Source organism: Erythrobacter sp. JK5 (assembly GCF_018205975.1).
Lineage (GTDB): Bacteria > Pseudomonadota > Alphaproteobacteria > Sphingomonadales > Sphingomonadaceae > Erythrobacter.
The window spans coordinates 957631-969527 of record NZ_CP073577.1; the positions used below are offsets into that span (position 1 = coordinate 957631).

Genomic DNA, 11897 nt, shown 5'->3' on the forward strand with positions numbered 1-11897 from the left:
CGCTGTCGTCGCTCAAAATACGGGCCGTTTCTGGTTATCGTTGAGGGCTGGTGCTTGGTTACCAGGAAGGTAGGCGCTCGGTAGGGAAATCACCACTCGAACTCGGAACAAAGCACGATTCTCCGTCCGTTTTTCCACATTTGCCGCCCCCGGTCGAGAATCCCGGGCATCAGGCAGAATTTCCCTCGATGAACGGCGCGGCCTGGCTCCATTCAAAGGCCGTTCAGCCCGGTTCGCCTAGGACGAATTGCAAATCTGGCCGATCGCGTTCACATGCGGAGGTAAAGATGAATCCGGCAGCGCGGATTGCAGGGCGCTGTATCAACCGTTTTTGGAGGTACCCGATGAAAGGTTTTCACCTGCGCAAGCGCGCATCCGGAATGGCGCTGGCGATCGCGCTCGCAACCGGAGCCGTTGTCGCCACTGGCGCGATCTATGCCGAGCCGGCGCACGCCCAGAAGAAAAAGAAGAAGGACAAGGAACAGGCTTCGGCATATTCGAAGGAATTCGTCGATGCCTACCAGCCGCTCAACGAAGCTGCGAATGCCGAGGGTGCCGACGTGAATGCGCTCAAGCCGCAGCTGCTGGCGCTGGTTCCGCTGGCGCAGAGCGACGATGAGAAGATCGCTGCGGGCGGCATGATCTACAACGCCGCGATCAAGGTCAACGATCCTGCGCTGCAACTGGCCGGGATGGAGCTCATGCTCGCCAGCAACAAGGTCCCGCTGGAGCAGGTCGGTCGCTACAATTTCATCGCTTACCAGCTGGCCGACGGGCAGAAGCAGTACGCGAAATCGCGCCAGTTCCTGCAGCAGGCGATCACCACCAATTTCTCTGCGCAGGGCGTGACGGTGGCCGACCTCCGGATCGCGATGGCCGAAAGTTTCTTTCAGGAAAAACTTTTCAAGGAAGGCCTCGCCTATCTCGACGGGGCGATCAAGGATCGCCAGCGCATGAACCAGCCGGTCGAGGAACGCTGGTATCGTCGCGGACTGACGGTGGCCTACAACAACCGGATCGTTCCCGAAGTCTACGATTTCACGCTGGGCTGGCTCACAAGCTTCCCATCGAACGAGAACTGGCGCGACGCGATCAACCTCACCCGCAATCTCAATGAATTCGGGGATCAGGAAATCCTCGACCTATTGCGCCTTAGCGCCAAGGTCGATGCGCTGCAGAACAAGCAGGACTACATCATCTACGTCGAGGCGGCAGATGCGCGACGTCTTCCGTTCGAGGTCAAGAACCTGATCGAGCAGGGCTACGCGTCGGGCAGCCTGAGCCGTGACGATATCTTTCTTGCGGATTCGCTTTCCACCGCCACTGGACGGATTGCCGTCGACAGGCGCGAATTGCCCTCGCTTGAAAGAGATGCCGGTGCGGCGGGCGCGTCGCTGCGGACCGTCGTCGCTGCGGGCGATGCATTCCTGAGCTACGGCGAATACGCCAAGGCAGCGCGGTTCTACGAGAAGAGCCTGGGCATGCCGGGCGTCGAAACCCCGCGCGTGTTGACCCGCCTCGGGATCGCACAGGTCGCGATGGGGCAGCACGACGCGGCGCAGGCAACCTTCGCCAAGGTCCAGGGCCAGCGCGCGCCGATTGCGCAGCTGTGGAGCGCCTATGCGGACATGCAGCAGGGCGGCTCGGCAACGGCCACCACGGCTGCCGATACGACCATCGGCGGATAAACCGCGCAGCGTTGATCCGTACGGCAACGCAGAAAACATGGGCGTCGGGACCATCCCGGCGCCCTTTTTCATGCGAAATCAGCGCAGCCGCTTGACGTAGATCTGATTGTCGGAGCGGCGGTCGACCTGGAAGTTGTCGAGCGTACCGAACAGTTCGGACAGGCTCTGGAAACCGTAATTGCGCACGTCGAAGCTGGAACGGTTTCCCGCGATCTGCCCGACCTGCTGCAGCTTGGCATAACCCTTCTCGTCGCGTTTCGCCTCGGAATAGGCCCCGGTGATGAGCTCCATCAGCTCGTCATCGACCATGCCGCCGGCATCCGGCTTGTCGCTTTTCCGTTCGCCCGACCTGTCGGCAGCGTAATTGGCGATCAGCTGCTTGATATCGATGAACCGGGTGCAGACCGACTTGAACGCCTGCGGCGTTTTCGATTCGCCGAAGCCGTAGACTACGATCCCGTCCTGCCGCAGCCGGGTGACGAGCGGGGTGAAGTCGCTGTCGGAAGTCATGATCCCGAACCCATCGACCTTGCCCTGATAGAGCAGGTCGATCGCATCGATCGTCATCGCCATGTCGGTCGCGTTCTTGCCCTTGGACACATCGAACTGCTGCTGCGGGCGGATGCCGAACTTGTTGGTGATCTTGTCCCAGCGGGCAAGATTGTCCTTGGCAAAATTGCCGTAGGCGCGCCGGATATTGACCTGACCAAGCTCGGCCATGACCGTCAGCACCGGATCGATCCCTTCGGGCGTCGTGTTGTCTGCGTCGATCAGCAGAGCGATGTTCTTGAGTTCGGATTCGGACATGGCGGCTAGATGGTCGCGGGGCGGGGGCAGGGCAAGCGATTAATCCTCCGGCAGGAACTCGCCGGTGTCCTCGTCGAGCGAATAGAGCATGCCTTCGACGATCGAGAAATGGGCACCGCGCAGCTTTAACGAGCCCGCCTTTTCCTTCTCCGAGATCCACGGGAAGGTGCGCAGGTTTGCAAGGCTCTGGCGGATCGCGGCAAACTCCATCGCCAGTTCGGCCTTGCGCCCCGTGGTGCCATGCTTTTCCGCCACCGGCTGCCGGGCCTCGCTCAGGAGATTGATCCAGTTGGCGACGAACCCGCCTTCGCCAGGCGCGGCCGAGGCGAAATTCTGCGTCAGCGCCGCCTGGCACCCGCCGCACCGCCCATGCCCCATCACCACGATCTGCTTCACCTCCAGCATCTGCACCGCGAATTCGACCGCCGCCGATACGCCGTGAAGGCCGGGTGTCGTCTCGAACGGCGGCACCAGCGCCGCGACGTTGCGCACCACGAAGATTTCGCCCGGATCGACGTCGAAGATCTGCGCGGGATCGACCCGGCTGTCGCTGCAACTGATGATCATCAGCTTGGGATTCTGTCCCTCGATCGCGGTTTCCTTGAACCGGGCTCGCTGGCGCGGGTAGGTCTCCTCGCGAAAGCGGCGATATCCTCTCAGCAGCTCGGCATATTCAGGCATTGATCCCTCCGATCGCGGGGAGGGCGCCGGTCCCTAGAAACGCTCGCCCCGGATTACCGCGACATCCCACATCGACAGGATGAAGCCGTATTTCGTAAGCACGGGAGCGAGCGCCTCGGCAAGCGCCATCGCCTTGTCTTCCGCAGCTATCGTCAGCACGAACACCTTGTCGGTGCCCATCACGCGTTCCTCGCGCCAGGGCCCGTCGCGGCCCTTGCCGGAAGTAACCGGAACAATCGTCCATCCGGTGATCCCGGCTTCGTCGATCGCGTCCGTCACGCGCTTCTGCAGAGCCACGTCGGTCAGGATTTCGATCCGTTTGCGTGTCACTGTCTCGATCATGGTCCAACTCCTGCGCCGCCGGTCAGATAGACTGCAAATGCACTGATGAGCCCGATATTGACCAGCACGTTGAAGGGGAAAGTGATGCTGAGCGACATCGTCAGGTAGATGCCCGGATCCGCCTCCGGCAGGGCCAGGCGCATTGCGGCCGGCACCGCGATATAGCTGGCGCTGGCGCACAGGACGCCGAGCGCGGCCGCCGATCCTGCATCGAGACCGATTGCAGCGCCAAGACCTGTTCCCACCACACCGTTCACAATCGGCAGAAAGATAGCGATCGCCGTCAGGCGCCAGGTAATGGCGCGCGAATCCATCATCCTGCGGGCCGCGATGAGACCCATGTCGAGCAGGAAGATGCACAGCACGCCCTTGAACCCCGCTTCGAAGAACGGCGTCACTTCGGCGAAACCCCGTTCACCGGCGAGCATGCCGATGGCGAACGCTCCGAGCAGTAGAACGATCGACGAATTGGTGAACACCTCATGCAGCATTTCGCCGGTGCTTTGCGCGCCGTCTTCCTTGCTGCCAAGACCGCGCGCGAGCAGCAGGCCGCTCAGAATCGCGGGTGCCTCCATCGCCGCCATCACCGCGACCATGTAGCCGCCCGGCTCGCGCGACTGGCTGGTCAGGATCTCGACCGCCGTTACGAACGTCACGACGCTGATCGAGCCGTAATGCGCGGCAACCGCCCCCGAATTGATCCGGTCGAGCTTGCCGAACGACTTGAGCACCGCATAGGCGAAGAAAGGCAGCAGGAACCCCGCCGCGATCCCGGTGCCGAGCGCCGAAAGCACTGTACCGTCGATCCCGGATTTCGACATCGCAACCCCGCCCTTGATGCCGATTGCTGCCATCAAATACAGCGACATCGCCTTGGCGATCGCCTCGGGGATGGCGAGATCGGACCGCGCAAAGGCCGCGAGCAGGCCAAGTACAAAGAACAACACCACCGGCGAGGTGAAGGTCTGGATGGCGGTGTCGAACATGGGGTGCCCCGTTAGCGATCCTGCGCGTGCATGAAAAGCGAAACAGGTTGCATCGAATTCGTTCCCGAATGGCCGTTCGGGCGCGGAAGGTGCGCTTGCGGCAGGCGCTGCGGCAGCCTAGATGAGCGGGCATGAACGATCTCGCGAACACCCCGCAGCCCGATCCGCAGGCGGACCGCCCGCCGCGCCAGCGCAAGCCCGACTGGATCCGGGTGCGTGCTCCCGTCAGCGAAGGCTATCACGAGACCCGCAAACTAATGCGCGAGCTCAATCTCAACACGGTGTGCGAAGAGGCGGCGTGCCCGAATATCGGCGAATGCTGGACCAAGAAGCACGCTACGGTGATGATCCTCGGCGATGTCTGCACCCGCGCCTGCGCGTTCTGCAACGTCAAGACTGGGATGCCGCGCGCGGTCGATCCGCTGGAGCCCGAGAATACCGCGATCGCTGCGGCGAAGATGGGGCTCGAACATATCGTAATTACCAGCGTCGACCGCGACGACCTCCCGGATGGCGGGGCGGGGCAGTTCGTCAAGGTGATCGAGGCGCTGCGCCGCAACACGCCCGACACCACGATCGAGATCCTCACTCCCGATTTCCGCGGCAAGATGCGTGCCGCAGTCGAGGCTATTTGTGAAGCGGGTCCGGATGTTTACAATCACAACCTCGAAACCGTGCCACGATTGTACCCGACGATCCGCCCCGGCGCGCGCTATTATGCGTCGCTGCGGCTGCTCGAAGAGGTGAAGGCGCACAACCCGCTGATCTTCACCAAGTCGGGGATCATGCTGGGGCTGGGCGAACAGCGGCTCGAAGTGCACCAGGTGATGGACGACATGCGCACCGCCGAGGTCGATTTCATCACCATGGGTCAATACCTCCAGCCGACGCCCAAGCATGCCCGGGTCGAAGAGTTCGTGACCCCCAAGGCATTCGACGCCTATGGCGCGATCGCGCGGGCCAAGGGTTTCTTGCAGGTCGCGTCGAGCCCGCTCACGCGGTCGAGCTACCACGCGGGTGACGATTTCGCGGTAATGAAGGCCGCTCGGGAAGAAAAGTTCGCCAAAGCAAAGATTTGATGCCTGGAATTAGAGAAACCCGCAGGCTTCCCTACAGCGCCGAGCAGATGTTCGATCTGGTCGCCGATGTCGCGCGCTATGGCGAATTCCTGCCGTGGGTGATTGCCACGCGGGTCCGCTCGAACACCGAGACCGAGATGATCGCGGACATGGTTGTGGGCTTCAAGGCAATCCGGGAAAGCTTCACGTCACGGGTGACGAAGGATCGCCCGCGCATGATCGACGTGCACTATATCGACGGCCCGCTGTCCGATCTCGATAATGTCTGGACCTTCCGCCCAATCGACGAGCGCAGCTGCGAGATCGATTTCTGTGTCGATTTCACGTTCAAGAACCGTATGTTCGAACGGCTGGCCGGGCAATATTTCGACCGCGCCTTCCGGCGGATGGTCGAAGCATTCGAACGCCGCGCGGCCGAGCTTTACGGCAACAGCAATTCGAGCGCGCAGATCGTCGCCTGACGCCTGATGGAGGCGCGCGCGCCCGGTCCGTCGCCGCCGTCGAAATGCTTGAGCTCCCCCTCCTGTTCGCCTTCGTGATTGCGATAGGCGCGGGCGAACACCACGGTCCCCACCGGTTTGAGCTGGGTCCCGCCGCCCGGACCGGCGACACCGCTGATTGCCACCGCAACATCGGAATTCGACCGCTTGAGCGCACCTTGCGCCATCGCCCAGACGCAGGCGATCGATACCGCACCGAACGTTTCGATGATTTCTTGCGGTACGCCCAGCGCCTCCATCTTCGCTTCGTTGGAATAGGTAACGAACCCCCGATCGAGCACCGCCGACGACCCGGCGATTTCGGTAATCGCGGAGGCGACGAGACCCCCGGTGCAGCTTTCCGCAAGCGCGATCCTGCGCCCGGCGGCTGCGTTTTCGCTCACAACACGGGCGGCAAGATCGATCAGGTCCGAAGGCAGGAGGGATTCGGTCATCGCCCGCGACCCTACTGCTTCTTGGGCGGACAGATCGAGGGGTTCTTGAACTCCCCCACTTCCGCGATGAAAGCCATCAGGCCGGCCACGTTCTCGGTAGGCAGGGGGCTGAGCAGTTCCAGCCCGCGTTCGATGTCACCGCAATTCTCGGGCTTGATCTCCTTGGCGATCATCTGGCCCACCGTGCCATCGACGAACGGGCGCAGGGTCGAATCCGGCAAGCTGGCAATCATCGCGTTGAGATCGACGCCGCCAGTCGCCTTGGGATCGGCCTGCCTGTTCATGTAGGTCTTGAGCACGCGAAATGCGCCCGGCCAGCTACCGCTCTGCCTGGCCCGGAAGGGTGCAATGAACGTGTCGCCTTTGCGCGCGACGAACCCATCGGGCTTGAACTGGTTGCGGCACACGGTCCGCGCCGCGTCGTACGCGATCGGCATGGTGTATATCACGCCCGCAGATACGTCGGCCGCCGCGACGCACCCGTTTTGCGCATGGGCGAGCGAGGGCTGGGCGAGCGCCAGCAAGGCCGCGCAAGCGGCAAGAAACGGTTTCGACATCAGGATTGCTCCGTTCGGGTAAGAGAAACGATGGCCTGCGCAGCGATCCCTTCGCCGCGCCCGGTAAAGCCGAGGCGTTCGGTGGTGGTCGCCTTGATGCTGACTGCGGCCTCGTCGAGCGCAGCCAGTCGGGCGACTTCGGCGCGCATGGCAGGGCGGTGCGGGCCTATTTTCGGCGCCTCGCAGATGATGGTGAGGTCGATATTGCCCACTGTGTATCCGGCATCGCGGGCAATTTCGACCGCATGCTCGAGGAACCGCCCAGAACGCGCGCCCGACCATTGCGGATCGCCGGGCGGAAAATGCGTGCCGATATCGCCATCCCCGATCGCGCCAAGCACGGCATCGGTAATGGCGTGCAGCGCGACATCGGCATCGGAATGCCCGGACAATCCCTTATCGTGTTCGATCTTCACGCCGCACAGCCACAATTCCTCGCCTTCGACGAGACGATGCACGTCGAAACCCTGACCGATCCTGAACAACGGGGAAGCGGGTGACGTCATGAAGTCCTCAGAGTAAGTGATTTTGCGTAGGCGCTCATCGCCCTCGACCAGCGCGACTGTGCCCCCATTCTGTGCAAGCACTTGCGCATCGTCCCCCGCGATCGGATCGCCTGCCCAATTTCTGTGCGCCCTCAGTATTTCAGCGTAGCGGAACGCCTGGGGGGTCTGAACCCGTTTGAGCCGGTCCCTGTCAGCCGATCCCTCCATCGTGCCGCTTTCGTGGGCAATCGCAAGACTGTCGACCACCGGCAGCACCGGGATGGCGCCGGAATGGGCAGCAAGGGCCGTAAGGAGGCGCTTGATAACCGCTCGGGGCAGATCCGGTCGCGCCGCGTCATGGATCAGCACGTTTTCCGGGCATTCCCGTTCGATCGCTTCGAGCCCCTTGCGCACCGAAACCTGGCGGGTTTCGCCACCGGTGATGAATTTTACGGCAACAACCCCGGAAAGCGCCGCGCGCGCCGTATCTTCGCCATCGTCGGACACAACGATGATCAAGGGTGAGGCACCGGCGCTCGCGAGCGTTTCAACCGAATGGCGAAGCAAGGGCTTGCCGCGCCAGTGGCGGAACTGCTTGGGCGTCTCGCCGCCCGCGCGCAATCCTTTCCCTGCCGCAACCACGATCGCTGCGAATGAGGGGGTGGGCTGGGGGTCGGTCATTGCGGGGGAGCGCTTAGGGTCTGGACGGCATTTCCGCAATCCACTATGCGCTGCCCAATTATTAGGCATCTCCACCCATGACGACGCTTCCCTCCGCTCCGGCCTTGAAGCCGATCCACATCGGTCCGGTGACCATCGCCGAGCCGGTGTTGCTCGCGCCGATGACTGGCGTGACCGACATGCCGTTTCGCACCTTGGTGCGGCGCTATGGTTCGGGCCTCAACGTGACCGAAATGATCGCGAGCGAGGCCGCAATCCGCGAGACGCGCCAGTCGATCCAGAAGGCCGAGTGGGACAAGACCGAAGAACCGGTATCGATGCAGCTGGTCGGTTGCGATCCGGGCTCGATGGCCGAAGCCGCCAAGCTCCAGGAAGGCAACGGCGCGGCGATCATCGATATCAATTTCGGCTGCCCCGTGCGCAAGGTGGTGGGGCAGTTCGCAGGCTCGGCGCTGATGCGCGAGGTACCGCTGGCGACGAGGCTGATGGAAGCCACGGTCAAGGCGGTCGATGTGCCGGTCACGGTAAAGATGCGGATGGGCTGGGATCACCAGAGCCTCAACGCGCCCGAAATGGCGCGGATTGCCGAGGATCTGGGCGTCAGGATGATCACCGTACACGGCCGGACCCGCAACCAGATGTACAAGGGGCACGCCGACTGGTCCTTCATCCGCAAGGTCAAGGAAGCGGTGTCGATCCCCGTCATCGTGAATGGCGATATCTGTACGATCGAGGATGCTGCGAAGGCGCTGGAGCAGTCGGGCGCGGACGGGCTGATGATCGGGCGCGGAGCCTATGGCAAGCCGTGGTTGCTGGGGCAGGTGATGCACTGGTGGCGCACCGGTGAATCCATTCCGACACCCAGCTTTGACGAGCAGTATCAAACGCTTGTTGAACATTATCAACGAATGCTCGAACATTACGGGCGCAACGTGGGCACCAAGATCGCGCGCAAGCACCTCGGCTGGTATACGAAGGGAATGCACGGCTCGGCGGAGTTCCGCAACAAGGCCAATTTCATCGACGATCCGGACGAAGTGCTCGGCGAGATCGAGCGCTTCTACGAACCGTTCCTGAGGCGCCGCGCAGCGTGAGCGTGATGACCGATGCAGCCACTGGCGAGGCTGAAGGGCAAGGGGCGGACACCGACTGCGCGCAAGGCGGGCGCCCCGACGCCGCCGCGCAAGTCGGGGGCCTGATCTTCGCAGTGCTGCTGGTCGATCCCGAATTGCGGATCGTAGAGGCCAACCACGCGGCAGAGAACCTGTTCGGCACCAGCGCCAAGCGGTTCGTGGGGCAGATGCTGATCGACACGATCGGCACGGTCGGCAATCGCGTCGCGGAGCGGCTGGCCGATCCGGAAGCGGCGCTGGTCGCGCGCGATCAGGTGATTGCGGCTGGTGGGACCGAGAAGCGCGTCAACCTCACGGTATCGCCGGTTTCGGGATATCCGGGATGGCGGGTGGTGACGCTGTCCGAGATTGCACACGAGGAAAACGCGCGCGACGACAGCGGGGAATCCTCGCTCGGAGCGCCGACAATTCTGGCGCACGAAATCAAGAACCCGCTTGCCGCCATTCGCGGGGCAGGGCAGCTGGTCGCGCGCAAGCTGCCGCACGGCGACAAGAAGCTGGCGCGGATGATCACCGACGAGGTCGATCGGATTGCGCGGCTGATCGATCGGATGCAGCAGCTGGGCAGCACCCGGGCGGAACCGCTCATCCCGTGCAACCCGCACGAAGCGATCCGTTCCGCGATCGCTACCGTGCGCGCAGCCGGTGCGGAGGGGGTGACGATCCGCGAGGAATTCGATCCCTCGTTGCCGCCCGTCATGGCCAATCGTGACGCGCTGGAACAGGTGCTGATCAATCTGGTGTCGAACGCCCGCGATGCGGCGATGGGCGATGCCCGGCCGGAGATCGTCGTGCAAACCCGCTTCGTCAGCGGGCTTGCCTTCAGCGCCATTCGCCTTGGCCGGATGGTGCGGCTCCCGATCGAGATCACCGTCAGCGACAATGGTGCGGGAATCGATGCGGCGATGCGCGAGCACGTGTTCGAACCATTCGTCTCGTCGAAGAAATCGGGGCAGGGACTGGGTCTCGCGCTGGTTCGGAAGCTGGTGCGCGACATGAACGGCAGCGTCAGCCACGAACGCGACAGCCGCGCCGGATTGACGCATTTTCGCCTGCATCTGCCGCTGGGCGTAGCGGATAGCGCATCATGAGCCGCACCGTGCTCCTTGTCGAAGACGATGGTGCAATCGCGACGGTCATCACCGCCGCGCTCGAAGACGAAGGCTTTTCCATCGATCGCTGCACCAGCGTCGCAGCGCGCGATGGAAACCTTTCGGCCCGCACCTACGACGTCATGTTGACCGACGTCATGCTGGAAGACGGCGACGGATTAGCGACGCTCGATGCAGTTCGGAATGTGGCCCCCTCCATGCCGGTCATCGTGCTGTCAGCCCAGAACACGCTCGATACAGCGGTGCGGGCCAGCGACAGCGACGCGTTCGAATATTTTCCCAAGCCGTTCGATCTCGATGAACTGGTTCAGGCAGTAAATCAGGCCGCAGGCTCCAGGCGCGATTCCGTCGAACCGGCACCCGAGGCGGAACCCGATGGCATGCCGCTGGTCGGCAGAAGCCCGGCGATGCAGGGCGTGTACCGGATGATCACGCGGGTGCTGCGCAACGACCTGACCGTGCTCATTACCGGCGAGAGCGGCACCGGAAAGGAACTGGTGGCCGAAGCCATTCACCAGCTCGGCAGCCGCCGCACCGGACCGTTCGTTGCGGTCAATACCGCCGCGATTCCCTCGGACCTCGTCGAAAGCGAGCTGTTCGGGCACGAGCGGGGGGCTTTCACCGGGGCGATCGCGCAGGCGATCGGCAAGTTCGAACAGGCCAACGGCGGGACCCTTTTCCTTGACGAGATCGGTGACATGCCCTCCGAGGCGCAGACCAGATTGCTGCGCGCGCTGCAATCGGGGCGCATTCGCCGGGTAGGCGGTCGGCAGGAAATTGCGGTCGACGTGCGAATCATCGCGGCGACCAATCGCGACCTTGCCCCGATGATCGCAGCCGAAGCGTTTCGCGAGGACCTGTTCTACCGGCTCAATGTCGTGCCGATCGAACTGCCTCCCTTGCGCGAGCGGCGCGAGGATATCGAGGTCCTGTCGCAGCACTTCCTGATCCAGGCAGCCGAGGACGGATTGCCGCGCAGGCAGCTCACCGCCGATGCCATCGCGCGGCTCGAAATGCGCAACTGGCGCGGCAATGTCAGGGAATTGCGCAATGTCGTCTATCGCCTGGCGTTGATGGCGCGTGACGACGTGATCGATGCCGCGAGCCTGCAGGACATCATCGGCGTAGAGCAAGCCCCGGGTAACGCCGCGACGGGCACCGGCGGCATTGCCGAAGCGCTTGAACGGTGGCTGGCGGAAACTGCACCCCCGCCTGGCGCGGTCTATCACCGCGCGCTGGCTGCGCTCGAGAAGCCGCTTATCGAGCATGCGCTCACGCAGACCAGCGGCAACCAGTTGCGCGCGGCTCAGCTGCTCGGGATCAATCGCAACACGCTGCGCAAACGGATCGGCGATCTCGCAATCGAGCCTGATCGCTTCGCAAGACCGGCCTGACGCAGGCCGAAGCATTTT

13 protein-coding genes are annotated in these 11897 nt (G+C 63.1%); 6 read left to right on the forward strand and 7 right to left on the reverse strand.

Translation table 11 applies throughout. From position 1 onward, the window contains the following. The first annotated feature begins 344 nt into the window (after window positions 1–344). Window positions 345–1688 carry a hypothetical protein gene (locus tag KDC96_RS04645; protein WP_212451104.1) on the forward strand — a complete coding sequence of 448 codons (1344 nt, stop codon included), beginning with the start codon at window positions 345–347 and terminating at the stop codon, window positions 1686–1688. 78 nt (window positions 1689–1766) lie between these two features. On the opposite strand, the gene KDC96_RS04650 is transcribed toward KDC96_RS04645, so the two are convergent. The 4 genes from KDC96_RS04650 to KDC96_RS04665 are packed head-to-tail and all read right to left on the reverse strand — an operon-like array spanning window position 1767 to window position 4504. Continuing rightward, window positions 1767–2495, reverse strand: a complete 729-nt coding sequence (locus KDC96_RS04650; RefSeq protein WP_212451106.1) for an NYN domain-containing protein — start codon at window positions 2493–2495, stop codon at window positions 1767–1769. A 39-nt stretch (window positions 2496–2534) separates the two neighbouring features. Continuing rightward, on the reverse strand, window positions 2535–3176 hold the full coding sequence (locus tag KDC96_RS04655; protein ID WP_212451107.1) for a carbonic anhydrase: 642 nt from the start codon (window positions 3174–3176) through the stop codon (window positions 2535–2537). 33 nt (window positions 3177–3209) lie between these two features. Next, on the reverse strand, window positions 3210–3518 hold the full coding sequence (locus KDC96_RS04660; protein WP_212451108.1) for a P-II family nitrogen regulator: 309 nt from the start codon (window positions 3516–3518) through the stop codon (window positions 3210–3212). Beyond that, complete coding sequence (locus KDC96_RS04665) at window positions 3515–4504, reverse strand: sodium-dependent bicarbonate transport family permease (protein WP_212451109.1); 990 nt, start codon at window positions 4502–4504, stop codon at window positions 3515–3517. Before KDC96_RS04665 ends, KDC96_RS04660 begins: the two co-directional genes overlap by 4 nt. A gap of 131 nt (window positions 4505–4635) precedes the next feature. Here KDC96_RS04665 and lipA point away from each other — a divergent pair, with 131 nt between their 5' ends. Beyond that, window positions 4636–5583 carry a lipoyl synthase gene (gene lipA, locus KDC96_RS04670; protein WP_212451110.1) on the forward strand — a complete coding sequence of 316 codons (948 nt, stop codon included), beginning with the start codon at window positions 4636–4638 and terminating at the stop codon, window positions 5581–5583. After that, window positions 5583–6044, forward strand: a complete 462-nt coding sequence (locus tag KDC96_RS04675) for a type II toxin-antitoxin system RatA family toxin (RefSeq protein ID WP_212451111.1) — start codon at window positions 5583–5585, stop codon at window positions 6042–6044. Before lipA ends, KDC96_RS04675 begins: the two co-directional genes overlap by 1 nt. Here KDC96_RS04675 and KDC96_RS04680 read toward each other — a convergent pair. Genes KDC96_RS04680 through KDC96_RS04690 form a run of 3 tightly spaced genes read right to left on the reverse strand, consistent with a single transcriptional unit; the run spans window position 6005 to window position 8240 of the window. Then, complete coding sequence (locus tag KDC96_RS04680; RefSeq protein ID WP_212451113.1) at window positions 6005–6517, reverse strand: CinA family protein; 513 nt, start codon at window positions 6515–6517, stop codon at window positions 6005–6007. The two genes, KDC96_RS04675 and KDC96_RS04680, sit on opposite strands and share 40 nt — an antisense overlap. An 11-nt stretch (window positions 6518–6528) precedes the next feature. Then, window positions 6529–7074, reverse strand: a complete 546-nt coding sequence (locus KDC96_RS04685) for a hypothetical protein (RefSeq protein ID WP_212451115.1) — start codon at window positions 7072–7074, stop codon at window positions 6529–6531. Next, window positions 7074–8240 (reverse strand): bifunctional 2-C-methyl-D-erythritol 4-phosphate cytidylyltransferase/2-C-methyl-D-erythritol 2,4-cyclodiphosphate synthase, encoded by a 1167-nt coding sequence (locus KDC96_RS04690; protein WP_212451117.1) that lies wholly within the window; start codon window positions 8238–8240, stop codon window positions 7074–7076. The genes KDC96_RS04685 and KDC96_RS04690 overlap by 1 nt, the downstream gene beginning before the upstream one ends. A 77-nt stretch (window positions 8241–8317) precedes the next feature. Between KDC96_RS04690 and dusB the strand changes: the two genes are divergently transcribed. Genes dusB through KDC96_RS04705 form a run of 3 tightly spaced genes read left to right on the forward strand, consistent with a single transcriptional unit; the run spans window position 8318 to window position 11879 of the window. Next, entirely contained in the window at window positions 8318–9334 is a 1017-nt protein-coding gene (gene dusB / locus KDC96_RS04695) for a tRNA dihydrouridine synthase DusB (RefSeq protein ID WP_212451119.1), read from the forward strand. Window positions 9335–9339: 5 nt separating this feature from the next. Next, on the forward strand, window positions 9340–10464 hold the full coding sequence (locus KDC96_RS04700) for a nitrogen regulation protein NR(II) (RefSeq protein WP_212451120.1): 1125 nt from the start codon (window positions 9340–9342) through the stop codon (window positions 10462–10464). Next, window positions 10461–11879: a sigma-54 dependent transcriptional regulator gene (locus KDC96_RS04705; protein ID WP_212451121.1), complete on the forward strand. Its 1419-nt coding sequence runs from the start codon at window positions 10461–10463 to the stop codon at window positions 11877–11879. The genes KDC96_RS04700 and KDC96_RS04705 overlap by 4 nt, the downstream gene beginning before the upstream one ends. The last annotated feature ends 18 nt before the right edge of the window (window positions 11880–11897 follow it).

Bases quoted from the DNA above. Each gene is read 5' to 3' on its own strand.
- KDC96_RS04645 (WP_212451104.1), top strand. From the start codon at position 345: ATGAAAGGTTTTCACCTGCGCAAGCGCGCATCCGGAATGGCGCTGGCG.
- KDC96_RS04650 (WP_212451106.1), bottom strand. From the start codon at position 2,495: ATGTCCGAATCCGAACTCAAGAACATCGCTCTGCTGATCGACGCAGAC.
- KDC96_RS04655 (WP_212451107.1), bottom strand. From the start codon at position 3,176: ATGCCTGAATATGCCGAGCTGCTGAGAGGATATCGCCGCTTTCGCGAG.
- KDC96_RS04660 (WP_212451108.1), bottom strand. From the start codon at position 3,518: ATGATCGAGACAGTGACACGCAAACGGATCGAAATCCTGACCGACGTG.
- KDC96_RS04665 (WP_212451109.1), bottom strand. From the start codon at position 4,504: ATGTTCGACACCGCCATCCAGACCTTCACCTCGCCGGTGGTGTTGTTC.
- lipA (WP_212451110.1), top strand. From the start codon at position 4,636: ATGAACGATCTCGCGAACACCCCGCAGCCCGATCCGCAGGCGGACCGC.
- KDC96_RS04675 (WP_212451111.1), top strand. From the start codon at position 5,583: ATGCCTGGAATTAGAGAAACCCGCAGGCTTCCCTACAGCGCCGAGCAG.
- KDC96_RS04680 (WP_212451113.1), bottom strand. From the start codon at position 6,517: ATGACCGAATCCCTCCTGCCTTCGGACCTGATCGATCTTGCCGCCCGT.
- KDC96_RS04685 (WP_212451115.1), bottom strand. From the start codon at position 7,074: ATGTCGAAACCGTTTCTTGCCGCTTGCGCGGCCTTGCTGGCGCTCGCC.
- KDC96_RS04690 (WP_212451117.1), bottom strand. From the start codon at position 8,240: ATGACCGACCCCCAGCCCACCCCCTCATTCGCAGCGATCGTGGTTGCG.
- dusB (WP_212451119.1), top strand. From the start codon at position 8,318: ATGACGACGCTTCCCTCCGCTCCGGCCTTGAAGCCGATCCACATCGGT.
- KDC96_RS04700 (WP_212451120.1), top strand. From the start codon at position 9,340: ATGACCGATGCAGCCACTGGCGAGGCTGAAGGGCAAGGGGCGGACACC.
- KDC96_RS04705 (WP_212451121.1), top strand. From the start codon at position 10,461: ATGAGCCGCACCGTGCTCCTTGTCGAAGACGATGGTGCAATCGCGACG.